The sequence below is a fragment of the Micromonospora sp. WMMD734 genome, assembly GCF_049178975.1.
GTDB lineage: Bacteria > Actinomycetota > Actinomycetes > Mycobacteriales > Micromonosporaceae > Micromonospora > Micromonospora wenchangensis.
In genome coordinates this window covers 3,896,647-3,922,322 of sequence record NZ_JBMHMK010000001.1, presented here as the reverse complement: position 1 = coordinate 3,922,322, position 25,676 = coordinate 3,896,647, and the positions used below count along the sequence as shown (strand labels likewise).

The following is a 25,676-nucleotide window of genomic DNA, read 5'->3' as shown; positions in this document are numbered from 1 at the left end:
CGGGGTGGGATGTCGCCGGGCCGACCAACGGGTACGGTTGCGGGAAGGCTCCGGCGTACGGCGTCGGCGGCGGCGCGGTCGACCGCGTCCGGCGAGGGCGACGGTCCGCCCGGAGCGTGAAATCCCGTCAGGGGGAGGTGCGATGGTCCTGCTACGCCGGGTGATCGGTGACGCACTTCGGGCGCGCCGCCAGGGTCAGCACCGCACCCTGCGCGAGGTCTCCACCGCCGCCAACGTGAGCCTCGGTTACCTGTCCGAGATCGAGCGCGGCCAGAAGGAACCCTCCAGCGAGCTGCTTGCCGCCATCTGCGACGCGCTGGGTGCCCGCCTGTCCGAGTTGCTCCGCGAGGTGAGCGACACCGTGGCGCTGGCCGAACAGTTGCCGGGCGTGCTCATGCCGGTGCAGGACGAGCCGGCCGCCGCCGGTCCCGCCACCGGGGTGCGCAAGGCCACCGGTCGGGGCGTGCGTCAGGTGACCACCGACGGTGCGGTCGCCGTCTCGGTCCGCCAGGAATCCCCACTCAAGGCCACCCTGCGCAGCGCCCGGGTCCGCCCGAGCGACCGGGACGTGGTCTGCGCTGCCTGACCCCGCCGTCCGTCCCGTGGCCGGGGTGGCCGACGCCGCGTAGTGTTGATCGCAGGCCGCCGGAGCACTCCCCACGGCACGATCGGCCCTGCTGGCGTCGGGTTGCGACGATGGGGGGCGTGTCGGGCGGCCCGTCCGGCCCCGCTGTGGCCGAGGCGCAGCGACGCTACTGAGGGGATACTGCGGAGATGGCGAACCCGTTCGTCAAGGGCTGGAAGTACCTGATGGCGCTGTTCGGTGCCAAGATCGACGAGCACGCCGATCCGAAGGTGCAGATCCAGCAGGCCATCGAGGACGCGCAGCGTCAGCACCAGGCGCTGGTCCAGCAGGCGGCGGCGGTGATCGGCAACCAGCGGCAGCTGGAGATGAAGCTCTCCCGGCAGATGACCGAGGTCGAGCGGCTCCAGGGCAACGCCCGGCAGGCGCTGGTCCTCGCCGACCAGGCACGGGCCAAGGGCGACGAGGCCGAGGCCGGCCGCTATGAGCAGTCCGCCCAGGTGCTCGCCACCCAGTTGGTCTCCGCCGAGCAGGCCACCGAGGATCTCAAGACCCTGCACGACCAGGCGCTCGGGGCCGCCGCCCAGGCCCGCCGCGCGGTCGAGAACAACTCGATGATCCTCCAGCAGAAGCTCGCCGAGCGGACCAAGCTGCTCAGCCAGCTCGAACAGGCCAAGATGCAGGAGAGCGTGGCCCGGTCGCTGGAGTCGATGTCCTCGATGACCGCGCCGGCCAACACCCCCTCGCTGGACGAGGTGCGCGACCGTATCGAGCGCCGCTACGCCAACGCGATGGGCCGCGCCGAGCTGGCCGGCAACTCCGTCGAGGGACGGATGCTGGAGATCCAGAAGTCGACGCTGGACAGCGCCGGGTCGTCCCGGCTGGAGCAGATCCGGGCCAGCATGGCCGGCGACCAGCTCGGTGGCCGGCAGGAGCAGCCGGCGGCACAGCAGCAGGCCCAGCCGGCCGCCCCGACGGCCGACCCGGCCGCCGCCGCAAGGCTGGACGAGATCCGGGCCAGCATGAGCCGCGACCGCGGCGTGGGGGACACCACCGCCGGCTGACCGCCGGCACGAGGAGGTACGGGTGGCCGACGAGCGAACGCGACACTTCCGTCGACTGGGCCGGCTGCGGCGTTCCGCCCGCCGGTGGAGCGTCCTGGCCGGTGGGCTCACCGGCGCGGCCGCGGTGCTGACCCCGTACGCCGGGCTGGGGTTGCCGGACGCGGCCTGGGCCGGTGCCGCGGGCAGCGCCGTCGCGCTGGCCGCCTGGCGCTGGATCGACCTGCGGGCGTTCGCGGCCCGCCCGGTGCCCCCCGCCCTCGACCCGGCCGAGGCCGCCGCCCGCTCCCGGGCCCGGCTGGTCGCCGCCGTCGAACGCCTCCCGGTCGGCCCCGGCGTGCTCGCCGAGGCCCGCCGGTTCCGCTCCCGGTTCGCGCTGCGCGGCACCTCCGCCGCCGAGTCGTGGGCCCGGCTGGACCGGGCCGCGCTCACCCTGGCCGGGATCGCGCCCCGGCTGACCGGCCTGGCCGAGCCGGCGGTGCTGGAGGCCGCCGCCGCCGACCGCTCGTTGCGCGACCTGGCCGACCGGACGGCCGGGGTGGAGCGCGCCCTGCGGCTCGCCCCACCCGAGGCCCGGCCCCGGCTCGCCGAGGCCCACCGTGCCCTGCTCGACCAACTGGTCACCGGGGTGACCGCCTACGAGGGACTGGTCGCCGCCGCGGCCGGCTACGTCGCCGAGGACGCCCACCCGGAGGTCCTCGCGGACCCGTCCGCCGCCCGCCTGATGGAGGCGACGGACCTGCTGCACGGCGTCGCCTCCGCCCTGGCCGAGCTGCGCGCCGTGGGCGAACCGCAACGCACCCCCACCCGCTGAGCGCCGCGCGGCAGGCCGGCCCGGCCTGCCGCGCGGCTGCCCACGACCGGGCCGGGTGACCTCAGTCGGGTGTGTGCACCGGCAGCGGGCCGGTCCACGGTGAGCTGCCGACCACGTTGAACGAACGGACCCGGTAGTGGTAGGTGACCCCCCGGGCCAGGCCGGTGTTGGTGAAGCTGCGGCCGGTGACGGTGAAGCTAACCACCTCCCGGTCGAACGTCGGGTCCACCGCCCGCTGCACCACGAACCCGGCTCCCGGGCCGGCCGGGACGCTGGCCACCCAGTTCAACGACACTGTCGCCGTGTCCGGCGCGGGTACGGCGACCGTCGCGGCGACCCCGGTCGGCAGCTCCGGCACCGGCGGGGTGGTCACCGTCGCCACCGTCGACCACGGTGAGGCCGCACCGAGGTAGGTGGTCCGGACCCGGTAGTAGTACGTGGTCTCCGGGGCGACCGCCGGATCGAGGTGGTGGTCGGACACCGGCACGGCGGTGGTGCCCGGACCGCTGGTGAAGGTCGGGTTGGTGGCCCGCTGCACGTCGAGCCCGGTGGCGAAGGAGCGGTTCACCCAGCGCAGCGCCACCCGCAGCGGCGCCGCCGGTGGCACCGTCGCGGCCAGCCCGCCCGGCGCGGACAGGCGCACCGACGCCGGGCTGCTGTTCGACCAGGCCGAGCAGCCGGCCCCGTTCTCGGCCCGGATGCGGTAGTGGTAGGTCACGCCGGGGGTGATGCTGGCGTCGGTGTACCGGGTCGCGGTCGCCGCCACCGTGATGGTGGTCAGTCCGGCGGTGAAACCGGCGTCGGTGGCCCGCTGGAGCAGATGCCCGGTGGCCGCCGGCCGGCTGCCGTTGCCCGTCCAGGCCAGCGCGATCGCCGGGAGCGCCGTCGCCGAGCCGGGCACCGGGGTCGCGGTCAGCCCGGTCGGCGCGCGGGGCGAGACCCGTAGCACCAGCGGCCGGCTCATGCCCAGGTCCCGCAGTCCCGCCGCGCCGCTTGCCCAGCGGAACTCCCAGCCCAGGTTGACCTGCTGGTTGACCACGGTCGCCGGCCGGCCGTCGCAGGGGCTGACCGGGCTGGCGTCGAGGCGTACCCCGGTGGGTCGGGTCGGGTCGAGCAGCCGCAGGCTGTCGGCGACCTTGAACGGCAGCGGCGGCACCTCGGGTCGCAGCGCCACCACCACGTCCTCGGCCGGGTTGACCCGGACGGTCTGCTTCCAGCCCCGCTCCCCGCCGTCGGGGGCGCGGACCGTGCCGTCCCCGCCGATCCGGTTGACCACCTGCACGTCGCAGCCGTCGAACCGGACCGGGTGGGTCTGCCGGCCGGTCCCGCAGATCCGCCACAGCTGGATGCCGTCGGCCGGGTCGGCCGGCCCCACCGTCGGGTCGGCGGCGACGAGGATCTCGGTGGCCGGGTCGGTCGGGCCGAGCGGCAGGGTCACCGGGCCCAGCGGGCCGGCACCCGGGTGGGGTACGCCGAGCCGGCCGGCCCGTCGCCCGTACTCCGGCTCGAAGACCGGGCCCACGGTTTTCACCTGGATCGGCAGGGTGACCGGCGTGGTGCCGCCCGGCGGGGTGAAGGTGAGCGAGGTGGCCTGCGCGGAGGCGACCGTCGCCCGTGCGGTGGTGGTGCCGAACGCCAGGTCGTACACCGGGTGCGGGACCACCGGCGGGCGCTGGCCGGCGGCGTACGCGGCGGGCAGCCGCTCGGCCAGCCGGTCCAGGTCGTACCGGCGACCCGGGGTGCCGGAAACCCGGAACTGGAGGACGGTACGGGTGTTCGGGCCGTACCCGGGCAGGGTGGTGGGGCCGCCGCCCTCGGCACGGCGGTCCCCGGCGGCGGTGTGCCGGTCGTAGCGGGGGTCGAAGCCGGGCAGCGGGGCCGGACAGTCGTTGTAGAGCAGCACCGTCGCGCCGGGCGGCAGGGTGGAGAAGTCGACGATCACGTCGGCCCGTTCGCCGGGGGCGAGCAGCAGCGCGGCCGAGTCGACGTTGAGCACCGTCGGGTCGCGGCGGTCGTAGCGGTAGCCGACCGGCCGGTTGGGCAGCACCACCGGGGCGGGGAGCAACCCGCACTCGTTGCCGATCTGGATCATGGGTGGGCCGGCGGCGGCCGGGTCCGGCACCCCGCCGTCGCGCCCGTCGGTGGGCCAGTCGGCGGGCCGGCCGGGGGCGCGGACCGCCTCCACCATCGGCACCTCACCGGCGTCGGCGTCGGCGAGGCTCCCGTCGGCCTGCCACATCGGCCCGTCGGAGCGGGCCCGGTAGAGCTGGAGGTTGACCGACCGGTCGGCGCAGCCGTTGACGATCCGGAACCGGTACGCCGTCGGCCGCACCCGCAGGTACGGGTAGGCGACCCCGTTGACCAGCATGGTGTCCCCGTACGCCTCGGGCACGGCGCTGGGGTGCGGCACCCCGGGGGCCTGTGGCGGCTCGTGCGGCGCGGCCACCGGATCGTGGTGCGGGTTGTCCACCGGGCCGACCCGGGGCCCGTCCTGCCCGTCCACGGCGGGCAGCCACGGGCCGTAGTCCCAGCGGCCGGTGGGGTTGCGCCCGTGCTCCCGGTACGGGTCCTGCCGGGGCTGGTAGACGTGCGGGTGCCACAGGCTGCCCCGGGCACCCCAGCGGTCCCGGTCCCAGGTGGGGTCCTCGGCGGCGAGTTGGGCGTCGTCGGGGACGAAGGTGCGGTCCTGGATCACCAGCGGGATCTGGTCGGCGGGGAGCACCCCGTCGGCGGTCAACTCCTCCTCGACCGGGTCGGTGAGCAGGTAGAGGGCGAACTGACCGGACAGCACGGTCAGCCGGGACAGGCCGAGGGTGTTGTCGTGCAGGCACATCAGCCGGCCGCTCTGCGCGTTCGGGTAATAGAGCGTGGTGGCTCCCGCCCCGGGCGGCGGCATGTCCGGCACGTGGGTCAGGCCCGGCCCGGTCGGGTACGGGGTGATCTCCCCGGCCGGGGTCACCCACTGCCAGGGGTTGCCGGCGCTGATCCACCCGGTGTGCGCGCCGGACAGGTGCGGCACGGCCCGGTTCTGCGGGTAGGGCGCGGGCCCCTGAAGCGGCCCCGCCCCGGCTCCGGGGAGGCTGGTGTCGACCGGCAGGAACAGGTCCCCGGCCGGGCCGGTGGGGAGCTGGTTGATGAACTTGATCCGGACCGGCCGCCCCCGTCGGGCCATGATCAGCGGCCCGAGGTGGTAGGGCCGCTCGGGTGGGGCGACGGTGTTGTGGCCGTGCGGGTCGGTGCCCAGGTTGAGCTGGCGGTAGCCGCGCAGCCGGGTGGTGGGCAGGTCCCGGTGCAGCCGCTGGGTGTACTCGGCCAGCCCGATCTCGTAGTAGTCGCAGCCCGGCCAGCTTACCGTGTCCGGGACGGCGACCGGCAGGTGCCCGCCCAGCTCGGTGCGGCCGGCCGGGCCGGGCAGCGGCAGCGCGTCGACGAACTTGCGCAGGCCGGTGCCGGTGACCACCCGGCTCTGCGGGTCGCGTACCGGCAGCGGGCTGCCGGCGAAGTTGGGCACCGGGCCGAAGTAGCGGGGCACGGCGGCCGGGTCGAGGGTCGCCGGCGCGGGATCGGGTTCGCCGGTGCGGGCGGCCGGGACGGTGGGCCGGTCGGGCCGGTGGGGGCGGGCGACCCGGGTCGTCCAGTGCGGTCGCAGTCTGCGGAACAGGGCCATGGCTCTCCCCGGGCACGGGGACCCGCCGCCCCCACCCCGGCGTGGTGGCGGTCGCGTCCGATGGTTACGAACGGTGAGCACTCCACCGCAGCATGCGACGTCGGCGGCCGGATAGGAATTACCCATTCGTCCGTCTCTGCAGGTTGTCCCGTCAGCCGGGAGGTGCCGCCGGGTCGACCGGCGGTGGTGCGGGCTGGCAGGTCGGGCACCAGTAGGTGACCCGTTCGCTCAGGTCCTCCTTGGCGATGGCGGTGCCGCAGCGGCGGCACGGTTGGGCCCGCCGCCCGTAGACGTAGCTGGTCTGGCCCCGGCGCAGCGAGCCGGTGGTGCTCTGGGTCCACCGGCCCCGGTTGGCGGCCAGCAGCCGCTGGGCCAGCGCCACCGTGCCGGGCAGGTCGGGCACCGCGCCGACCGGCGTCCACGGGGAGAGCCCGCGCAGGAACAGCAGCTCGCACTTGTAGAGGTTGCCCACCCCGGCCAGGTTGCGCTGGTCCAGCAGCGCCTCGCCGATGGTCACCCCGGGGGCGGCGGCCAGCCGGCGGACCGCCTCGGCCGGGTCCCAGTCCGCGCCGAGCAGGTCGGGGCCCAGGTGTCCGAGCAGGCGCTCCTCCTCGGCGGTGGGCAGTAGGGCCAACTCGTGCAGGTGGTAGCCGACCGCCACCGCCTGCGCGCCGCGCAGCACCGCCCGGATCAGGTGGGCCGGCCGGGCCGTCCAGCGTTCCCCCGGGGCGTACGCCCGCCAGACGCCGTCCATCCGCAGGTGGGAGTGCAGCGTCCAGGCGGTGGTCGACGCCACCGGGGTCGGCGCGGTCAGCCGTAGCAGCAGGTGCTTGCCCCGGCTGGCCGACTCGGTCACCGTCCAGCCGGTCAGGTCGGTGGTGGCCAGCGCGGGCACCCGGAAGTCGCTGCCGGTGAGCCGGGCCCCGGCGAGCGCGCGGTGCAGGACGCGGGCGGTGTTCCAGACGGTGTCTCCCTCGGGCACCCCAGCATTCTCCCTCGTCCGAACAGAATTCGCATGTATCGCTATTTGTAGCGTGCTTCCTGTCGATCTATGAAAAAATGCACTATAGGGGAGTCTTGAGGAGAATGTTATGGCCTTTGGCCCCTGTCGTCACCCGTCGTCCCTGTTGGTCGGTCTGCTGACCCTGACCCTGGCCGGTGGTCTCGTCCCGACCGCCGCCACCGCCGCACCCCGTACCCCCGGCCAGACCCCCGGCCACGCCGCCGCCCCAGCCGCACCCACCGGCGAGGAGCACTGGACCGTCGACCTCGCCGTGGCCGGCGGCGACGACGTCAACGTCCGCTTCGGAGCCGGCCGGCTGCGCCTCGCCGACCCGCACCCGACCCGGCGCACCCGGCCCGCCGCCCTGGGCGCGCCGGTCGCCGAAGGGGTGCTGCTCGCCCCCGCGCGCACCCTCGCCGGCCCGGCCAACCGGGTCCGCGCCGACCTCACCGCCGAGGCGGCCACCGGTGCCACCGTCGGCGTCCAGGTACGCGGCTGGCGGGCCACCGGCTGGACCGAGTGGCGGGAGGCCGGCACCGGGCCGGCCGTCTTCGACCGCCAGGTCACCCGGGTCCAGGCCCGGGTGCTGCTCACCACCCGCGACGCGCACGCCGCCGCATCGGTACGCGCGGTGCGGCTCACCGCCGACACCACCGCCGCCGCCACCCCGGCCCCCACCGCCGCGCGCAGCTACCGGGTCTTCGCCACCCGGGAGGGCGAGGTCGGCGGGGTCACCGCCAACGGGCGCACCATCAAACCCCGGGACCACTTCGTCGCCCTGCCGTCCCGACGTGGACTGTCCCCGATCGACACCGGGGACTACACCGTGCGGGTCTGCACCACCAGCGGCAGCCGCTGCGAGTACGCACCCGTCTGGGACGTCGGCCCGTGGAACACCCGCGACGACTACTGGAACCCCGCCGCCGTCCGCGAGAACTGGAAGGACCTGCCGCAGGGACGACCCGAGGCACAGGCCGCCTACCAGTACGGCTACAACGGCGGCAGGGACCAGTTCGGGCGTACCGTGCTGAACCCCGCCGGCATCGACCTCGCCGACGGCACCTTCTGGGACGGCCTGCTGCTCACCGACAACGCCTGGGTCGACGTGACGTACCTGTGGACCGGCAGCGGCCCGCGCGGCGTCATCGGCTCCGGGCCGCTCAACATCCGCACCGGCCCCGGCACCTCGTACCCGGTGCGGGGGCTCGCCGCCACCCACGCCAACGTGCCCATCCAGTGCTACGTCACCGGGCAGACGGTCGCCGGGACGTACCGGACCACCAACAGGTGGAACCGGCTGGCCGGTGGCCAGTACGTCAGCCACGCGTACGTGTCCTCGGTGTACGGCGGCACCGTGTCCCACTGCTGACCGGTGCGCCATCCCGCCCCCGACCAGCCGGGTCGGGGGCGGGAATGGCTCAGGGCCGCTCGTCCGGGCGGGGCGGGCGGACCATGTCCTGGTAGCGGGGGTGGCTGGCGCCGTACACGGCGAAGTTCAGCCGGGCATGGGTGAGGCTCAGGTCACCGTTGGGACCCCCCCGCACCACGTCGGCATCGGCGTCGCCCTGGCCGTCATCGGTCCAGAAACAGACCGGACAGGTGCCTCCACCCGTCCGGGACGCACAACAGGGACAGCCCACCGGAACCCACACTTCACCCACCGCAGCAGCATTCCACACCGGACCACCGACAGGGAGCGCAGCTCACCCTCCGGGGCGTCCCCGCACCGTCACCGTGGCACCCGGGGCGACCCCGAGCAGGTCCACCGCCCGGCCGCCGTTGCGGGCCACCGCGACCAGGCCGGCCGAGTCGACGAGCACCACCAGGTCACCGGCCGGCACGTCGCCGAACGTCGTCCCCCGCACCGCCTGACGGCCGTCGACCCGTACCGAGCCGGGCAACGCCGCCAGCAGGTCGGCCCCGGCGGCGAGCTGCACGTTGCCGAAGTGGTCCACGGTGAGCACCTCGGCGGTGAACCCGTCGGCCTCCCGGCGCAGCACCGGCGCGGGCAGGGTCACCAGACCGGCCGGGTCGACGGGCGGGCCCGCGTCGGCCGGCGGGTCGCCGAGCGCCAGCCGGGCCGCCACCGGGGCGAACACGTCCCGGCCGTGGAAGGTACCCGACACCTCCGCCGCCACCCAGCCCGGCGAGGTCAACTCGACCGCCGCGGTGACCCCGCCCAACGCCTGCGCCGCCGCCGGCAGCAGCCCGTTGTCCGGCCCGACCAGCAGCCCACCAGGTGTCACCAGCGCCACCGCGCGCCGGGCGGTGCCCACCCCCGGGTCCACCACCGCCACGTGCACCCCGTACGGCAGGTACGGCACCGCCTGGGCGAGTACCGCCGCACCCCGCCGGACGTCCCCCGCCGGCACCAGGTGGGTCACGTCGATCACCCGCGCGGCCGGGGCGATCCGGCCGATCACGCCGTGGCAGACGGCGACGAACCCGTCGGTGAGCCCGTAGTCGGTGGTCAGCGAGATCCAGGGGGTCGGGGTCATGCCGGCAGGCTAGTGCGGTGACCGCCCTACCACTGACCGGACACCCCGATCGACCGACCGGCCGGTGCCGGGCGCGCACCCGGTTCGGCAGACTGCCGGGGTGACGAAACGCCTCCGCCTCCTGCCCGTGACCACCATCGTCCTGCTCGCGCTGGCCCTCGCCGGGTGCGGCGACGACCCCGGCGACGAGCGGGACGGCGGGGCGTGGGCCGACGGCCGGTCGAAGGCCCCCGCCACCAGCGAGGCGCCCCCGGCCGACGGCGCGCCGAAGGCCGCGAAGCCGGGCAGCACCCCCCGGGAGAGCCCCTCCACCCCGCCGTTCGTGCGGCCGACCAAGGAGACCAGCGCCCCCGCCGCCCGCAAGGTGGTCGACGCGTTCAAGGCCGCCGGCCTCAAGGTGCCCGACCCGCGGGACCGCTCCAAGGACTGCGGCCCCAACGGTACGGGTGTCGGCTGCGCCCAACTGATGGTCACCGACGCCGTCGCCGTGTACGTCTTCCCCGACGAGGCGAGCGCCGCCAACCAGACCGACGTGTGGGGGACCAAGGCGTACCGGGCCGGTGCGGTGGTGCTGAACTACCTGGGCACCCGGACCAGCGCCGCCGAGCAGAAGCGCTACAACGACGTCCTGGTGAAGCTCGGCTGACCCCGCCGGTGTTCCGGCCGCCGCCGGTCGGGGTGACCCGGCCGGCGACGCGGGGCGGCCCGCCCGGTCAGCCGCGCAGCCGCAGGCCCCGGGGGGTGGCCCGGAAACCGGCGGCGGTGAGCGCGTCGTGCAGCGGCGAGGAGTGCACCGACCCGCCGTCGGCACGCTCCACCGACATCGCCCCCAACGCGCCGGAGTGCACCGCGTCGGCGAGCGCCTTGCCGGCGGCGGCCAACGCGTCGCCGTCGTCGGTGAAGGAGAGGATCGTCCGGCCGCCCCGCTCGACGTAGAGGGCCAGCTCGCCGCCGACCAGCACCACCACCGCCCCGGCCTTGCGCCCGGCCCGGTGCCCGCTGCCCGGGGCGGTGCCGTCACCGGAGTCGACGGCCCGCTCCGGCCAGGGCAGCGCCGCACCGTACGGGTTGGCCGGGTCGGTGGCGGCGAGCACCGTGGCCGGACCGCCGCCCCGCCCGGAGTCGGTCGGCTCGGCCAACGCCCGTAACCGGTCCACCGCCCCGGGCACCGCGAACTGCGCCGCCCCCAGCCCTTCCACGAAGTAGCCGCGCCGGGCCGCGCCCCGTTCCTCCAGTGCGGCGAGCACCGGGTAGACGGCGGCGAACCCCCCGACCACCTGCTCGGCCACCACCGCGCCCCGGGTCACCACCCCGTGCCGGTCGAGCAGCAGATCGGCCAGGGCGGCGGCCCGCCGGGTCGGGTCGGTGTCCCGCTCCGGCAGGCGCGACCAGCGCCCGGCCACCGTGGGCGGACCACCCCGGCTGGGCAGTGCCACCCGACCCGGGCGGCGGTAACGGGTCCGGGGGGCCGCTGGACGGGACCGGTGCGCCCCACCCGCGCCGAGCGCCGCCCGCAGCGGGGCCAGCGTGTCGTTGGTGAGCCGCCCCGCCCAGACCAGATCCCAGATCGCCGCGCTGAGGGCGGCGTCGTCGGTGCAGCCGACCCGGTCGGCGAGCGAACGGAAGAACAGCGCCTGACCGTCGCCGAGCGCGTCCAGCACGGCGTCGTGCAGCGGGGTGCCGGCGAAGCCGTCGTCCGGCGGGGGGAGCAGCAGCGGCGCGACGTCCGCGTACGCCAGGGTGAGCCAACCGTCGCCGCCGGAGATCGCCCCCGAGCCGGCCCAGAGCACCTCCCCACCGGCGCACAGCTCGTCGAGCTGGGCGGGGGAGTAGTCGGCGACCCGGGCGGGCAGCACCAGCCGTTCCCACGCCGACGCCGGCACCGCCGTGCCCTGCAACTGCTCGACGGCGGCGGCCACCGCCTCCACCCCGCGCGCCGACGAGCCGATCTGCTGCCAGCGGGGCAGGAAAGCGGCGAGCACCCGGGGCGGCACCGGCTCGATCTCCCGGCGCAGCGCGGCGAGCGACCGGCGGCGCAGCAACCGCAGCACCTCGGCGTCGCACCACTGGGTGCCGACGCTGTCCGGGGCGAACTCGCCGGAGACCACCCTTCCGGTCGCGGCGAGCCGGCGCAGCGCCTGCTCCACCACGAACACCCCGAGCCCGAACCGGGCGGCGCAGGTGGCGGCGGCGAACGGCCCGTGGGTGCGGGCGTACCGGGCGACCAGGTCGCCGAGCGGGTCGGCCACCGGTGTCAGGTACGCCTCGGCCACCCCGACCGGCAGCGCCACCCCGAGCGCGTCGCGCAGCCGGGCCGCGTCCTCGATGCCCACCCAGCGGTCCTCGCCGGCGATGCGGACCCGCAGCACCCGGCGGGCCGCCGCCAGCTCGGTCAGCCACTCCGGCGGTACGCCCCGCTCGGCCAGCTCCGCCCCGGTCAGGTCGCCGACGACCCGGAGCAGTTCGACCACGTCCTCGGCGTCGCGGGGGCGACGTTGCTCGGTGCGCCAGCGCAACTGCCGCCCGGTCTCGGCGAGCACCGCCGGATCGAGCAGCTCGCGCAGGTCGACCCGGCCGAGCAGCTCACCGAGCAGCGCCGAGTCCAGCGCCAGCGCGGCGGCCCGGCGCTCGGCCAGCGGGGCGTCCCCCTCGTAGAGGAACGCGCCGACGTAGCCGAAGAGCAGCGACCTGGCGAACGGCGAGGGGCGCTCGCTCTCGACCTCGACCAGGCGGACCTTCCGGCTGGCCAGGTCGCGCATCAGGTCGGCCAGGGCGGGCTGGTCGAAGACGTCCTGCAGGCACTCCCGGGCGGCCTCCAGGGTGACCGGGAAGTCGGCGTACTCGCGTGCCACGTCGAGGAGGTGGGCGGCGCGTTGGCGTTGCTGCCACAGCGGTTGCCGGCGGCGCGGGTCACGCCGGGGCAGCAGCAGCGACCGGGCGGCGCACTCGCGGAACCGGGCGGCGAACAGCGCGGAGGTGCCCACCGAATCCTCGACCAGCTGGGCGATCTCGTCGGGCTCGAACACCACCACGTCGGCCCCGGGCGGCTCGTCGGCGGTGTCCGGCAGCCGCACCACGATCCCGTCGTCGGAGGGCATGACCTGGGCGTCCACCCCGTAGCGTTCGGCCAGCCGGCGGCCGATCGCCAACGCCCACGGGCCGTTGACCCGGGCCCCGAGCACGCTGTGCACGGCCAGCCGCCAGTCGCCCAGCTCGTCGCGGAACCGCTCCACCAGCACCGTACGGTCGTCGGGTAGCGAGCGGGTGGCGGCCTGCTGTTCCCGCAGGTAGGCCAGCAGGTTGTCGGCCGCCCAGTCGTCCAGGCCACCGGCGCGCAACGCGGCGCGGGCGGCGGCGTCGTCCTGGCGCAGCAACGCCCGGACCCGGCTGCCGATGGCCCGGCCCAGCTCGACCGGCCGGCCCAGCTGGTCGCCCTTCCAGAAGGGCATCCGGGCCGCCTGGCCGGGCGCGGGGGAGACCAGCACCCGGTCGGGAGTGATCTCCTCGATCCGCCAGGACGACGAGCCGAGCAGGAAGACGTCGCCGACCCGGGACTCGTAGACCATCTCCTCGTCCAGCTCGCCGACCCGCGCGGCGCGTTCCGCCCCGGCCAGGAAGACCCCGAACAGGCCCCGGTCGGGGATGGTGCCGCCGCTGGTGACGGCGAGGCGCTGGGCCCCGGGCCGGCCGGTGAGCACGTCGGTGGCCCGGTCCCAGACCAGCCGGGGCCGCAGCTCGGCGAAGGCGGTCGACGGGTAGCGGCCGGAGAGCATGTCGAGCACCGCGTGCAACGCCGAGTCGGGCAGCTCGGCGAAGGGCGCGGCCCGGCGGACCAGCACCGCCAGGTCGCCGAGCGACCAGGGTTCGAGGGCGACCATGGCGACGATCTGCTGGGCGAGCACGTCGAGCGGGTTGCGCGGGTAGTGCAGCTCCTCGATCGCGCCGGCCGCCATCCGCTCGGCGACCACCGTGCAGGAGAGCAGGTCGCCCCGGTGCTTGGGGAAGACCACGCCCCGGGACACCGCGCCCACCTGGTGCCCGGCGCGGCCGACCCGTTGCAGCCCGGCCGCGACGCTGGGTGGGGCCTCGATCTGCACCACCAGGTCGACCGCGCCCATGTCGATGCCCAACTCCAGGCTGGAGGTGGCGACCACGGCGGGCAGCCGGCCGGACTTGAGCGCCTCCTCGATCTGCTTGCGTTCCTCCCGGGAGACGCTGCCGTGGTGGGCGCGGGCGATCACCGCCTCCGCGCCGGCGGCCGTGCCTGACTGGGCCATCGCCTCGGCCGGGGGACGGGGCGTGCGCAGCGGTCCCACCGGGCCGCCCCAGCGCTGCGCGCCGCCCGGCCCGTCTGCTTCGCCCGGCCCGTTGTCCGCCCCGCCCGGCCCGTCGCCCGCACCGGCGGGCGGGGTGGCTCCGGCGGCTTCCCGTTCCTCGGTGGCCAGCTCGTTGAGCCGGGCGCAGAGCCGCTCGGCGCTGCGCCGCGAGTTGGTGAACACGATGGTCGAGCGGTGCGCCCGGATCAGCGCGAAGACCCGTTCCTCGACGGCCGGCCAGATGGACGCCCGGCGGGGGCCGGGGCCGCCGAGGGCGTCGTCCGGCGGCTGCTCGGTCTCGTCGAGCCGGGTCATGTCCTCCACCGGGACCTGGACGCTCACCTCGATCGTCTTGGGGGTGGCCGGCTGGACCACGTCGACCGGGCGGGCGCCGCCGAGGAAACGGGCGCAGGCGTCGATCGGCCGGACGGTGGCGGACAGGCCGATCCGCTGGGCGGGCCGGGCCAGCAGCCCGTCGAGGCGTTCCAGGGAGAGCGCCAGGTGGGCGCCGCGCTTGGTGCCGGCGACGGCGTGCACCTCGTCGAGGATGACCGTCTCGACACCGCGCAGTGATTCCCTGGCGGCGGAGGTGAGCAGCAAAAACAGTGATTCGGGGGTGGTGATGAGGATGTCGGGCGGGGTGCGGGCGAAGGCCCGCCGTTCGTCGGCGGGGGTGTCGCCGGTACGCATCCCGACGGTGATGTCGGGCGGTGCCACCCCGAGCCGGGTGGCGGCCTGCCGGATGCCGGCGAGCGGGGCGCGGAGGTTGCGTTCGACGTCGACCGCGAGCGCCTTGAGCGGGCTGACGTAGAGCACCCGGCAGCGGTGTCGGGCGTCGGCCGGGGGTGGCGCGTCGGCCAGCCGGTCGAGCGACCAGAGGAACGCCGCGAGGGTCTTGCCCGAGCCGGTGGGCGCGACCACCAGAGCGTTGCGGCCGGCGGCGATCGAGCGCCACGCGCCGGTCTGGGCTGCGGTGGGGGCGGCGAAGGCGGCGGTGAACCACTCCCGGGTGGCCGGGCCAAAACCGGCCGGGACCGCCGCCCCGCCCGTCGCGCCCCGCCGCCCCGTCACGCCCCCATCCTGCCCCGGTGGTGTGACATTACGCCGGAACCACTGACGTTCTGCCCGGCTAAGAGAAAATTGCACGCCGATTGTACGTTTTGCGGTTTAAGTCTTACTTAACTGCTTGCTTGTGGCCCACAACATAAAGTAACTTCTCCCGGAGCGCCGCACCAGGTGAAAGGAATCGGATGTTCGTCGAGGAGCGTGGCCCGACGCCCGGCACCGACGTGCTCATCCGCAAGGTCGAAGGTCACCTAACCGCCCTGCGGACCAGTCTGCGCGGCCCCGAGTTGGCGCTCGCCGAGCGCCTCGCCGACAGTCTGCGGGAGTTGGTCGTCTCCACCGCCCAGGCCAGCGCCGCCGACCGGGGTCAGGTGCGGGTCGCCGTGCACTATTTCGTGCTCCGCCGGGAGAGCCGCGGCACGATGCTGCCGGTGCGTTCGCTCGCCGTCGCCCAGCGGGTGGTCGACAAGGTCGCCCTCCAGCTCGGCCGCCCCGACCTGCTCGTCGAGCCCCGGCGCGCGCTGACCCCCGCGCTCCCCGGCGCGGACACTCCACCCGGCTGATCGGACCATTTCCCCGAAAACGCCCCATAGTGGGTAGAACTGGCGTGTGATCGGTGCTGGCCGGACAACTCGCCCGGCGCGCGCCGCCAGTTCGACGGGGAGGACGCGTGCTCGTACTGCTGCTCCTCCATCTGGTGGCGGCGCTCGTCGCGCCGCTGCTGGTCCGCTGGTGGGGCCCGCGCGCCTGCTACCCGCTGGCGCTGGTGCCCGCCGCCGCCCTCGGCTGGGCGCTGACCCGCACCCCGGCGGTCCACGACGGCGGTGCGGTCGTCGAGACGTACCGCTGGATCGGCCAGCTGGACCTCGACGTGGCGTTGCGGATGACGACGCTGTCCTGGCTGATGACCCTGCTGGTCGGCGGGGTCGGCGCGCTCGTCCTGGTCTACTGCGGCCGGTACTTCGCCCCCGGCGCGGCGGGCCTGCCCCGGTTCGTCGCGGTGCTGGTCGCCTTCGCCGGAGCGATGCTCGGCCTGGTCCTCGCCGACGACCTGCTGCTGCTCTACGTCTTCTGGGAACTCACCACCGTCTTCTCCTACCTGCTCATCGGGCACAGCACCGAGCGCCGCTCCAGCCGGTGGGCGGCGGCCCAGGCGCTCACGGTCACCACCCTCGGCGGGCTGGCCATGCTGCTCGGCTTCCTGATCCTCGGCGGGCACGCCGGCAGCTACCGCTGGTCGGAGATCGCCGCCGCGCCCCTGCCCGGCGGCGGGACGCTGGTCGCGGCGGTGCTGCTCATCCTGACCGGCGCGCTGGCCAAATCGGCGATCGTGCCGTTCAACGGCTGGCTGCCGGTGGCGATGGCCGCACCCACCCCGGTCAGCGCCTACCTGCACGCGGCGGCGATGGTCAAGGCCGGCGTCTACCTGATCGGCCTGCTCGCCCCGGTGCTCGCCGACACCGGCCCGTGGCGGCCGGTGCTGCTCACCCTCGGCCTGGTCACCATGCTCGCCGGCGGCTGGGCGGCGCTGCGCCAGTGCGACCTGAAACTGCTGCTGGCCTACGGTACGGTCAGCCAACTCGGCCTGCTGACCGTGACGATCGGCACGGGCAGCGCGGACGCCGCGCTCGCCGGGGTGGCGATGCTGCTCGCCCACGCCCTGTTCAAGGCGGCGCTGTTCCTCGTCGTCGGCATCATCGACCACGACGTCGGCACCCGTGACCTGCGAGAACTCTCCGGTCTCGGTCGCCGGGCCCCAGCGTTGGCGGTGGTCGCCACGCTCGCCGCCGCCTCGATGGCGGGCGTGCCGCCGCTGCTCGGCTTCGTCGCCAAGGAGGCGGTCTTCGCCGCCCTGACCGCCCGCCCGGTGGTGCTCGCCGGGCTGGTCCTGGGCACCGCGCTCACCGTCGCCTACAGCATCCGCTTCCTCTGGGGCGCGTTCGCCACCCGCCCCGGCACCGCCGAGACCACACCGGAACCGGTACCGCTGCCGATGCTCGCCCCACCCGCCCTGCTCGCGTTCGCCGGGCTGGTCGCCGGCCCGGCCGCCGCCGCGCTGAACGGCCTGCTCGACCCGTACGCGGAACTCTTCGGCCCGCCGCACGACACGCTCGCCCTCTGGCACGGCCTGACCCCCGCCCTCGGCCTGTCCGTGCTGGCGCTGGCCGGCGGGGCCGTGCTGCACGCGGTCCGCGGCCCGCTCGCCCCGGCGCTGGCCCGGTGGAAGCTGCCGTTCACCGGCAACCAGGGGTACGAGTGGGCCACCCACCGGTTCGACCGGCTCGCCATCGAGGTCACCGGGGCCACCCAGCGGGGCTCGCTGCCGCTGTACCTGGGCACCGTTCTGCTGGCCCTGGTGCTGGTGCCGGGTGCTGCCCTGCTCAGCACCAGCCCCTGGCGGACCCGGATCGCGGTCTGGGACAGCCCGCTGCAACTGGTGGTGGGGCTGGTCATCGGGGTCGCGGCGCTCTTCGCGGTCAACGCCCGACGGCGGCTGACCGCGATGCTGCTGGTCGGGGTGACCGGCTACGGCACCGCCATGCTGTTCGTCCTCTACGGGGCACCCGACCTGGCGCTGACCCAGTTCCTGGTGGAGACCGCCACCATCGCCGTGTTCGTGCTGGTGCTGCGCCGGTTGCCGGAACGGTTCTCGGCCCGGCCGCTGCGCCGCAGCCGGTGGGCCCGCCGGGTGCTCGGCGTCGCCGTGGGCGTGATGCTGGCCGGACTGGCGCTGGTCGCCTCCGGGGCCCGGACCGCCGTGTCCATCTCGACCGCCTTCCCGGCGCTCGCCGTCGCCGAGGGCCACGGCCGCAACGTGGTCAACGTGACCCTGGTGGACATCCGGGCCTGGGACACCATGGGTGAACTGTCGGTGCTGGTGGTGGCCGCCACCGGGGTGGCCAGCCTGATCTTCGAACGGTCCCGCACCGGGCCGCGACCGCGTCGGGTGGAACCCGCCACCGCCGGCCACGGCGACCGGGCGGTGTGGCTGCGCGGCGGGACCACCCTGCACGCGCGCCGCCGGTCCATCGTCTTCGAGGTGGTGACCCGGCTGCTGTTCCACACGATCGTGCTCTTCTCGCTGTTCCTGCTCTTCTCCGGCCACAACGCGCCCGGCGGCGGCTTCGCCGGTGGCCTGGTGGCGAGCCTGGCGCTGGCCGTGCGCTACCTCGCCGGTGGCCGGTACGAACTGGCCGAGGCGGCCCCGGTCGGGGCGGGCACGGTTCTCGGCGCGGGCCTGGCGATCGCCGTCGGTGGCGGCGTGGTCTCCCTGCTGACCACCGGCACCGTGCTCGCGAGCACCCGGGTCGACCTGCCGCTGCCCGGCCTCGGCGGGCCGTACCTGGTCACCTCGCTCTTCTTCGACATCGGCGTCTACCTGATCGTGGTGGGCCTGATGCTGGACATCCTGCGCAGCCTCGGCGCCGAGATCGACAGGCACATCGAGGCGGCCGGCAAGTCCGACCGGGGGCTCGTCGTCGACCACGAGGGGGACCGGCGGTGAGGGACGGTGGGACGGGCCCGACGCTGGTGCTGGTGATCGCCGTGGGCGTGCTCACCGCCACCGGGGTGACCCTGCTGCTGGAGCGCAGCCTCACCCGCATCCTGCTCGGCGTCATCCTGCTCGGCAACGGGGTGAACCTGCTCATCCTGGTCGGTGGCCGCTCCGGCGGTGCGCCGGTGGTGGGCGCCGGCCCGGACGACGCGATGAGCGACGCGCTGCCGCAGGCCATGGTGCTCACCGCCATCGTGATCACCTTCGGGCTGACCGCCTTCCTCGCCGCCGTGGCGTACCGGAGCTGGTATCTCGGCGGCGACGACGAGGTCCAGGACGACGTGGAGGACCAGCAGATCGTCGCGCTCGCCGCCCGTAACGAGGTACCCAACGCCGACCTCGGCGGCGAGGGGCCGGGCGACGACCCCGAGCAGGTGGACCCGGAACCGCCCCGCCGACCGGGCGGCATCCGGTGAACCGCCTGGTGCCGCTGCCGGTGGTGGTGCCGCTGCTCGGGGCCGCCCTCACCCTGATCCTGGTCAACCGGCCCCGGTTGCAGCGCACCGTGAGCGTGGTCGCCCTCGCCACCAACCTGGTGGTCGCGGTGCTGCTGCTGGTCCGGGCCCACCGGGACGGGCCGGTGGTGACCGAGGTGGGCGGCTGGCCCGCGCCGGTCGGCATCGTGCTGGTCGCCGACCAACTCGCCGCGTTGATGCTGGTGGTCTCGTCGGCGGTCACGCTCTGCGTGCTGCTCTACTCCATCGGCCAGGGCCGTGCCGAGACCAGCGAGTCCGCGCCGGTGAGCATCTACCACCCCACCTACCTGGTGCTGACCGCCGGGATCACCAACGCGTTCCTCGCCGGTGACCTGTTCAACCTCTTCGTCGGCTTCGAGATCCTGCTCGCGGCGAGCTTCGTGCTGATCACCCTGGGCGGTACCGAGGCCCGCATCCGCACCGGCTCGACGTACGTGGTGGTCAGCATCCTCTCCTCGATGATCTTCCTGACCGCCGTGGGACTGGTGTACGCGGCCACCGGCACCCTCAACCTGGCGCAGCTCGCCGGCCGGCTCGACGCGCTGCCCGATGGCGTACGGCTGGCGTTGCAGTTGATGCTGCTGCTCGCCTTCGGCATCAAGGCGGCGCTGTTCCCGCTGTCCGCCTGGCTGCCGGACAGCTACCCGACCGCCCCGGCGCCGGTCACCGCCGTCTTCGCCGGCCTGCTCACCAAGGTCGGCGTCTACGCGATCATCCGCACCGAGACGCTGCTCTTCCCCGGCGGGGAGGCATCCACCCTGCTGATGGTGGCGGCCGGACTGACCATGGTGGTCGGCGTGCTCGGCGCGGTCGCCCAGTCGGACATGAAGCGGCTCTTCTCGTTCACCCTGGTCAGCCACATCGGCTACATGATCTTCGGGGTGGCGTTGGGCACCACCGCCGCGCTCTCCGGCGCGATCTTCTACGTGGTGCACCACATCACCATCCAGACCACCCTGTTCCTGGTCGCCGGCCTGGTCGAGGAGCGGGCCGGCAGCACCGACCTGCGCCGGCTCGGCGGGCTGGCCCGGATCGCCCCGCTGCTGGCGGTGCTCTACTTCGTCCCGGCGATGAACCTGGCCGGCATCCCCCCGTTCTCCGGCTTCCTCGGCAAGGTCGGCCTGCTCCAGGCCGGGGTGGCGCACGGCGGCGCGCTGCCCTGGGTGCTGGTCGTCGCCGGCACGCTGACCAGCCTGCTCACCCTCTACGCCGCCTCCCGGGTGTGGAACATCGCGTTCTGGCGGGCCCCGCAGCTCGCCACCGCCGACCCGGTGACCCGGCTGCCCGCGCTGATGATCGGGGCCACCGCCGCGCTGGTGGTGCTGGGGTTGGCGCTCACCGTCGCCGCCGGCCCGCTGTTCCAGGTCACCGCCGACGCCGCCGTCGACCTGCGGCTGCGGACCCCGTACGTGCGGGCCGTGCTGCCCGGCGGCCCGTCGTGACCGGCCGGACGCGCCGCCGGGCCGGCACACCGTCCCCGCCCACCGGACGCCGCCGGGACCAGCTGATCGCCCTCGGCTGGCTGGTCGTGGTCTGGAACCTGCTCTGGGGGAACTTCTCCCCGGCCAACCTGCTCGCCGGCCTGCTGGTCAGCGGGGCGGTGCTGGTGTTCTTCCCGCTCCCGCCGGTCTCCTTCGGCGGTCGGCTGCGGCCCCGGGCGCTGCTCCGGCTCGCCGGGGTGTTCGTCGTCGAGCTGGTCAGCGCCAGCATCCACGTCGCCGCCATCGCCGTACGTCCCGGCTTCCGCCCGCGCGGCGCGATCATCGGGGTGCGGCTGCGGGTCCGTACCGACCTGAACCTGGCGCTCACCGCGGAGTTGCTGTCCCTCGTGCCGGGCACCCTGATCGTCGAGGTCGACCGGGACGCCGGCGTCCTCTACGTGCACGTGCTCGACGTGCGGTCCCCGGCCGACCTGACCGGCAGCAGGGACCGCATCCTCGCCGTCGAGGAACGGATCGTGCGGGCCGTCGGCTCCGCCGCCGAGCTGCGGCAGCTCACCACCGAACCCACGGAGGCACCGTGACCGTCGTCCTCGCCGTCGTCCTGACCGTGCTGCTGTCGACCACCGCCCTGCTGGCGCTGGCCCGGATCTACCGGGGCCCGTCGCTGCTGGACCGGGTCATCGCCGCCGACCTGCTGCTCGCCACCATGCTCGGCGCGGTCGGCGCGGAGGCGGCGGTGAACCGGCACGCCACCACGCTGCCGGTGCTGGTGGTGCTCTCCCTGCTCGGCTTCGTCGGTTCGGTCGCCCTGGTCCGCTTCGCCGCCCGGGAGGAGCCGTGACCCGGCCCGCCCCGGGGTCGGGCCGCCGTCCCGGGTCCGGCCGCGACCGGTTGCCGGTCCGCGACCGCGCGCCGGGTCGACGCCGCGCGCCGGCTCGACTCCGGATCCCGGGTCCCGGTCGGGTCGCGTCGGTTCCGGCCGGGGGAGGGCGGGCATGAGCGTGGGTACGGTGACCGACTGGCTGGCCGCCGTCGCCCTGGTGTCCGGGGCGCTGCTCAGCCTCGCCGCCGGGATCGGTGTGCTGCGCTTCCCGGACGTGCTGGACCGGATGCACGCCGCCACCAAACCACAGGTGCTCGGGGTGCTGCTGTTGCTGCTGGGGCTGGTACTGCGACTGCGTACCGCCGCCGACCTCGGCATGATCATCCTGGTCGGGGTCTTCCAGCTGGCCACCGCCCCGGTGGCCGCCCAGATGATCGGTCGGGCCGCCTACCGGTCCGGCCGGGTCGACCGCAGCCTGCTCGACGTCGACGAACTGGCCGAGGAACCACCCCGGACCGGTGAATAGCGGGATGAGCAGGAACTTTGTCCCCACCCTCAGCGGGCGTCCAGCAACCGCCGATAGAATTGCGGCATGATCGACTCCTCTGCCCAGGAGGGCAGCAGTAGCCAGCCGGGTCGTGCCCGGCAATCCCCCGCCCCGACGTCCACGGGAGCCCTGAGCGACCCGTGTTGATCGTCGTCGGCCTCGTACTCATCATCGTTCTCACCGCCGCCACCGGCTACTTCGTAGCGCAGGAGTTCGGCTACGTCGCCGTGGACCGGGGCAAGCTCAAGCAGCTCGCCGACGACGGCGACGCCAAGGCCGCCCGCGCCCTGGAGGTCACCGGACGGCTGTCGTTCATGCTCTCCGGGGCACAGCTCGGCATCACCGTGACCGCCCTGCTGGTCGGTTACGCCGCCGAGCCCTACCTCGGTGCCGGGCTGGCCGAACTGCTCGGCGGCGTCGGCGTCGCAACCGGCGTCAGCCTGCCGCTGTCGGTGGCGTTGGCGCTGGTCATCGCCACCGTCGTGCAGATGGTCCTCGGTGAGCTCGCCCCCAAGAACCTGGCCATCGCCCGCCCCGAGGCGTTGGCGCGGGCGCTGAGCCGGTCCACCCTGATCTACCTGAAGATCGCCGGGCCGCTGATCACCCTCTTCGACCGGGCCGCCGTCCGGCTGCTGCGCCGGGTCGGTATCGAACCGATCGAGGAACTGCCCAGCGGTGCCACCCCGGCCGACCTGGAACAGATCATCGCCGAGTCCCGGGAGGAGGGGCACCTCGACGCCGAGATGTCCGACCTGCTCGACCGGGGTCTCGACTTCCGGGAACTGACCGCCGGGGAGGCCATGGTGCCCCGGGTCGACGTGCACACCATTCGGTCGCACGAACCGGTCAGCCGGGTGGTCGAGCTGCTCGACACCGGTCACTCCCGGTTCCCGGTACGCGGCGTCGACGGCGTCGACGACCTCGTCGGTGTGGTCGGTATCGCCGACGTGCTCGGGGTGCCACCGGCCGAGCGCGCCACCACCCCGGTCAGCGCGGTGGCCGTACCGCCGCTGCTGGTGCCGGAGACGTTGCCGCTGCCCACGGTGCTGGACCGGCTGCGGTCCGGGCACCGGCAGCTCGCCTGCGTGGTCGACGAGTACGGCGGCTTCGCCGGCGTGATCACGCTGGAGGACATCGCCGAGGAACTCGTCGGACCGATCCGCGACGAGGACGACCCGCCCGAGCCGGCCCCGATCCGGCAGGACGACGGCTCCTGGGTGGTGCCGGCCCGCTGGCGGATCGACGAGGTCGCCGACAGCACCGGCATCGACCTGCCCGAGGCCCCCGAGTACGACACCCTCTCCGGGTTGGTCATGCGGGAGCTGGGCCGGGTGCCCGAGGTGGGTGACCGGCTGGAGATCAGCCTGCCGGTCGACCACGACGAGCCCGCGGAACGGCCGACGGCCCTGGTCGAGGTGCTCGCGGTGGACCGGCACGTGGCCGACTCCGTCCGGCTCACCCTGGCCGGCGACCAGAACCCCGACGGACAGCCACCGGCCACCCGTGGCGGCGGCGACGGACGTCACAGCACGAACGCCCGCGCCACCGGCAACAGGGGTGACCGACGCGGCGGCGCGAACGCCCGTGCCACCGGCGGTGCCGACACGCGCGTCACCCAGGGCCGGGAGGAGCGGTCATGAGCCCCACCGTCGCACTGCTGGTGTCGGTGCTGCTGCTCGCCCTCAACGGCTTCTTCGTGGCCGCCGAGTTCGCCCTGGTCGCGGCCAAGCGCTACCGGCTGGAACAGACCGCCGCCTCGGGCAGCCGGGCCGCCCGCGCCGCCCTGGACGGGGTACGGGAACTCTCCCTGATGCTGGCCGGCGCGCAGCTCGGCATCACCCTGTGCACCCTGGGGCTGGGTGCGTTGGCCGAACCGGCGATCGAACACCTGATCAGCCCGCTGCTGCACGCCGTCGGCCTGCCGGCGGCGGCCAGCCACGTCGTCGCGTTGGTCTTAGCGTTGGGGCTGGTGACGTTCCTGCACCTGGTGGTCGGCGAGATGGCCCCGAAGTCGTGGGCGATCACCGACGCCGAGCGCTCGGCGACCCTGCTGGCGCTGCCGTTCCGGGCCTTCGCCCGGGTCGCCCGCCCGGTGTTGTCCGTGCTCAACGCCCTGGCCAACGCGATGCTGCGGCTGGTCGGGGTGCAGCAGCAGGACCAGCTCGCCCAGGTCCACGGCCCGGACGAACTGCGCATCCTGCTCGAACAGTCCCGCGAGCACGGGCTGCTCGGTGCCGAACAGCACCAGATGCTGACCAGCATGCTGGAGTTGCAGGGCACCACCGTCGCGCAGGTGATGGAACCCTTCGACCAGATCGTCACGGTCCACCGCACCGACACCGCCGAGCGGATCGAGCAGGTCAGCCGGGACAGCGGCAGGTCCCGGCTCGCCGTCCTCGACGACGGCGGTGAGGTGTGCGGTCTGGTGCACGTACGGGAGGCCGTCCGGGCCGTCACCACCGGCCGGGCGGCCACCGCCGCCGAGCTGATGACCAGGTCGTTCACCCTGCCGGCCACCTCCTCGGTCACCGAGGCGGTCGCCGCGATGCGCGCCGACCAGGCCCAGCTGGCGCTGGTCCGCAACGGCGGCGGCCCGACCCGGCCGATCGGTTTCGTGGCGCTGGAGGACCTCCTCGAAGAGGTCATCGGCGAGTTCGACGACGAGACCGACCCGATCCCGAGGGGCCGCCGGATGCGCTGACGGTCGTACCGACCGTCGTTGCGCAGGATCGACGCAACAGGGGCGATGTGGTGGTGTCGCAGTGGCATGGACACCGCTACATCGCCCCCTCGCGTTGGTCGACGAGGCCGCCCCGCCCCGCTCCGCCCGGTCGGGTGTTCGGGTGGAGGAGTGCCGGGCCGGTCAGCGGGAACCCGGACGGTCATGCGGTTGACCGGTGTGTCCCGGGAATCCGGTGTGACCGGGTTGTCGGTGAGTACGACCCTGACCAATCCGAGCACCCGCCCGGGGCTGCGGCTGCCGGGGCGGGTGACCCTCAGCGCCGGGTCGCAGGACGTGCCGATCCGGCACGTACGGCTGGGTCTGGTGGCGACCGCCGAACCGGAGGACCCCCGTTCACCCCGTCGCCTCGTGCAGTACCACCAGGTGCCGGTGGGGGGACGGTTCGTCGTACCGGCGGGGCGGCGGCGGGCCATCGACTTCGCCGTGCCGCTGCCGTGGGAGACCCCGGTGACGATCTTCGGCGGGGTACCGGTGATGAGTATGCGTACCGGGCTGCGTACCGAGGTGTCGGTGGACCCGGAACTGGAGCAGGGTGCGATGGTGCCGGTCTTCATCCATCCGCTGCCCACCCAGCAGCATGTGCTCGCCGCGCTGGACACGTTGGGTTTCGTGTTGCGGCAGGCGGGACTGGTGTCGAGCCGGCTGCCGGGGGTCGCGCAGACCCTGCCGGTGCACCAGCGGCTCGGCTACTGGGTCGCCCCGCTCTACGCCGGCCCGATCACCGAACTGGAGCTGATCTTCGTGACCAACCCGGCCGGCTTGGAGGTGCTGCTCTGGATGGACCGGCGGCTGTCGTTGACCGGGATCAGCCACCAGAGCATCAGCCGGTTCCGGGTCTGGCACACCGGTGCCGACCAGCAGGACTGGGTAACTGTGGTGGACAGGTGGTTGCGTAGGGCGATCGACCGGCACGCGGCGGCGGCCTCGGATGCGCACTGGTCGGCCCGGGTCACCGAGTCGGCCCACGTCAGCCGACAGCCTGACGAACCGGTGCGCCCGGGTTTCGGGTTGGGTGGCACCGCCGGGAGTGGAGGAATCGGCAGCGGGGGCGGGGGTGGTGACGGCACCTGACCCGCCCGGCC

Annotated in this window: 19 protein-coding genes and 1 pseudogene; 15 read left to right on the top strand and 5 right to left on the bottom strand. The window is 74.6% G+C overall.

What is annotated here, in order from left to right; all coding sequences use genetic code 11:
* Positions 1–142 precede the first annotated feature (142 nt).
* The 3 genes from ACN267_RS16575 to pspM all read left to right on the top strand — a co-directional run bounded on the left by ACN267_RS16575 (position 143) and on the right by pspM (position 2,458).
* Positions 143–586, top strand: a complete 444-nt coding sequence (locus ACN267_RS16575) for a helix-turn-helix domain-containing protein (RefSeq protein WP_204956964.1) — start codon at positions 143–145, stop codon at positions 584–586.
* 188 nt (positions 587–774) lie between these two features.
* Positions 775–1,647: a PspA/IM30 family protein gene (locus ACN267_RS16570; RefSeq protein WP_204956965.1), complete on the top strand. Its 873-nt coding sequence runs from the start codon at positions 775–777 to the stop codon at positions 1,645–1,647.
* Between the two features lie 22 nt (positions 1,648–1,669).
* A complete protein-coding gene (pspM, locus tag ACN267_RS16565) occupies positions 1,670–2,458 on the top strand; it encodes a phage shock envelope stress response protein PspM (RefSeq protein ID WP_421489074.1) in 789 nt (262 codons plus the stop codon).
* A 61-nt stretch (positions 2,459–2,519) separates the two neighbouring features.
* Here pspM and ACN267_RS16560 read toward each other — a convergent pair whose 3' ends face one another.
* Positions 2,520–6,125, bottom strand: a complete 3,606-nt coding sequence (locus tag ACN267_RS16560) for a hypothetical protein (protein WP_421489073.1) — start codon at positions 6,123–6,125, stop codon at positions 2,520–2,522.
* A 151-nt stretch (positions 6,126–6,276) separates the two neighbouring features.
* Complete coding sequence (locus ACN267_RS16555; RefSeq protein ID WP_421489072.1) at positions 6,277–7,107, bottom strand: DNA-formamidopyrimidine glycosylase family protein; 831 nt, start codon at positions 7,105–7,107, stop codon at positions 6,277–6,279.
* Positions 7,108–7,216: 109 nt separating this feature from the next.
* Here ACN267_RS16555 and ACN267_RS16550 point away from each other — a divergent pair, with 109 nt between their 5' ends.
* Entirely contained in the window at positions 7,217–8,497 is a 1,281-nt protein-coding gene (locus tag ACN267_RS16550; RefSeq protein ID WP_421489071.1) for a hypothetical protein, read from the top strand.
* A 49-nt stretch (positions 8,498–8,546) separates the two neighbouring features.
* Here ACN267_RS16550 and ACN267_RS16545 read toward each other — a convergent pair whose 3' ends face one another.
* Positions 8,547–8,768: a CPCC family cysteine-rich protein gene (locus ACN267_RS16545; protein WP_240762684.1), complete on the bottom strand. Its 222-nt coding sequence runs from the start codon at positions 8,766–8,768 to the stop codon at positions 8,547–8,549.
* A gap of 63 nt (positions 8,769–8,831) precedes the next feature.
* Positions 8,832–9,626, bottom strand: coding sequence for an SAM hydrolase/SAM-dependent halogenase family protein (locus tag ACN267_RS16540; RefSeq protein WP_204956970.1), 795 nt, complete (start codon positions 9,624–9,626; stop codon positions 8,832–8,834).
* A gap of 100 nt (positions 9,627–9,726) precedes the next feature.
* Here ACN267_RS16540 and ACN267_RS16535 point away from each other — a divergent pair, with 100 nt between their 5' ends.
* A complete protein-coding gene (locus ACN267_RS16535; RefSeq protein ID WP_421489070.1) occupies positions 9,727–10,272 on the top strand; it encodes a hypothetical protein in 546 nt (181 codons plus the stop codon).
* A 67-nt stretch (positions 10,273–10,339) separates the two neighbouring features.
* Here ACN267_RS16535 and ACN267_RS16530 read toward each other — a convergent pair whose 3' ends face one another.
* Entirely contained in the window at positions 10,340–15,013 is a 4,674-nt protein-coding gene (locus tag ACN267_RS16530; RefSeq protein WP_421489069.1) for an Lhr family helicase, read from the bottom strand.
* A 179-nt stretch (positions 15,014–15,192) separates the two neighbouring features.
* Between ACN267_RS16530 and ACN267_RS16525 the strand changes: the two genes are divergently transcribed.
* From ACN267_RS16525 to ACN267_RS16480, 10 genes and pseudogenes are all read left to right on the top strand, one after another.
* Positions 15,193–15,570 carry a hypothetical protein gene (locus ACN267_RS16525; RefSeq protein WP_421489068.1) on the top strand — a complete coding sequence of 126 codons (378 nt, stop codon included), beginning with the start codon at positions 15,193–15,195 and terminating at the stop codon, positions 15,568–15,570.
* Positions 15,571–15,677: 107 nt separating this feature from the next.
* Positions 15,678–18,512, top strand: a complete 2,835-nt coding sequence (locus ACN267_RS16520) for a Na+/H+ antiporter subunit A (protein WP_421489067.1) — start codon at positions 15,678–15,680, stop codon at positions 18,510–18,512.
* The gene (locus tag ACN267_RS16515; protein WP_281899650.1) at positions 18,509–18,979 is read left to right on the top strand and encodes a Na(+)/H(+) antiporter subunit C; all 471 of its coding nucleotides are present in this window, start codon (positions 18,509–18,511) and stop codon (positions 18,977–18,979) included. Before ACN267_RS16520 ends, ACN267_RS16515 begins: the two co-directional genes overlap by 4 nt.
* Complete coding sequence (locus ACN267_RS16510) at positions 18,976–20,481, top strand: Na+/H+ antiporter subunit D (protein WP_421489066.1); 1,506 nt, start codon at positions 18,976–18,978, stop codon at positions 20,479–20,481. The genes ACN267_RS16515 and ACN267_RS16510 overlap by 4 nt, the downstream gene beginning before the upstream one ends.
* The gene (locus ACN267_RS16505; RefSeq protein ID WP_281899647.1) at positions 20,478–21,062 is read left to right on the top strand and encodes a Na+/H+ antiporter subunit E; all 585 of its coding nucleotides are present in this window, start codon (positions 20,478–20,480) and stop codon (positions 21,060–21,062) included. The genes ACN267_RS16510 and ACN267_RS16505 overlap by 4 nt, the downstream gene beginning before the upstream one ends.
* Positions 21,059–21,322 (top strand): monovalent cation/H+ antiporter complex subunit F, encoded by a 264-nt coding sequence (locus ACN267_RS16500; RefSeq protein WP_204923926.1) that lies wholly within the window; start codon positions 21,059–21,061, stop codon positions 21,320–21,322. Before ACN267_RS16505 ends, ACN267_RS16500 begins: the two co-directional genes overlap by 4 nt.
* A 154-nt stretch (positions 21,323–21,476) precedes the next feature.
* The gene (gene mnhG, locus ACN267_RS16495) at positions 21,477–21,830 is read left to right on the top strand and encodes a monovalent cation/H(+) antiporter subunit G (RefSeq protein ID WP_421489065.1); all 354 of its coding nucleotides are present in this window, start codon (positions 21,477–21,479) and stop codon (positions 21,828–21,830) included.
* 161 nt (positions 21,831–21,991) lie between these two features.
* Positions 21,992–23,344, top strand: a pseudogene (locus tag ACN267_RS16490) (hemolysin family protein); the annotation flags it as partial.
* 143 nt (positions 23,345–23,487) lie between these two features.
* A complete protein-coding gene (locus ACN267_RS16485) occupies positions 23,488–24,552 on the top strand; it encodes a hemolysin family protein (protein WP_421489064.1) in 1,065 nt (354 codons plus the stop codon).
* A gap of 183 nt (positions 24,553–24,735) precedes the next feature.
* A complete protein-coding gene (locus ACN267_RS16480; RefSeq protein ID WP_421489063.1) occupies positions 24,736–25,665 on the top strand; it encodes a sporulation protein in 930 nt (309 codons plus the stop codon).
* Positions 25,666–25,676: the final 11 nt, after the last annotated feature.

Coding starts and splice junctions, on each gene's coding strand:
- ACN267_RS16480 (WP_421489063.1), top strand. CDS start 24,736: ATGCGGTTGACCGGTGTGTCCCGGGAATCCGGTGTGACCGGGTTGTCG.
- ACN267_RS16550 (WP_421489071.1), top strand. CDS start 7,217: ATGGCCTTTGGCCCCTGTCGTCACCCGTCGTCCCTGTTGGTCGGTCTG.
- ACN267_RS16540 (WP_204956970.1), bottom strand. CDS start 9,626: ATGACCCCGACCCCCTGGATCTCGCTGACCACCGACTACGGGCTCACC.
- ACN267_RS16575 (WP_204956964.1), top strand. CDS start 143: ATGGTCCTGCTACGCCGGGTGATCGGTGACGCACTTCGGGCGCGCCGC.
- mnhG (WP_421489065.1), top strand. CDS start 21,477: ATGAGCGTGGGTACGGTGACCGACTGGCTGGCCGCCGTCGCCCTGGTG.
- ACN267_RS16485 (WP_421489064.1), top strand. CDS start 23,488: ATGAGCCCCACCGTCGCACTGCTGGTGTCGGTGCTGCTGCTCGCCCTC.
- ACN267_RS16560 (WP_421489073.1), bottom strand. CDS start 6,125: ATGGCCCTGTTCCGCAGACTGCGACCGCACTGGACGACCCGGGTCGCC.
- ACN267_RS16525 (WP_421489068.1), top strand. CDS start 15,193: ATGTTCGTCGAGGAGCGTGGCCCGACGCCCGGCACCGACGTGCTCATC.
- ACN267_RS16570 (WP_204956965.1), top strand. CDS start 775: ATGGCGAACCCGTTCGTCAAGGGCTGGAAGTACCTGATGGCGCTGTTC.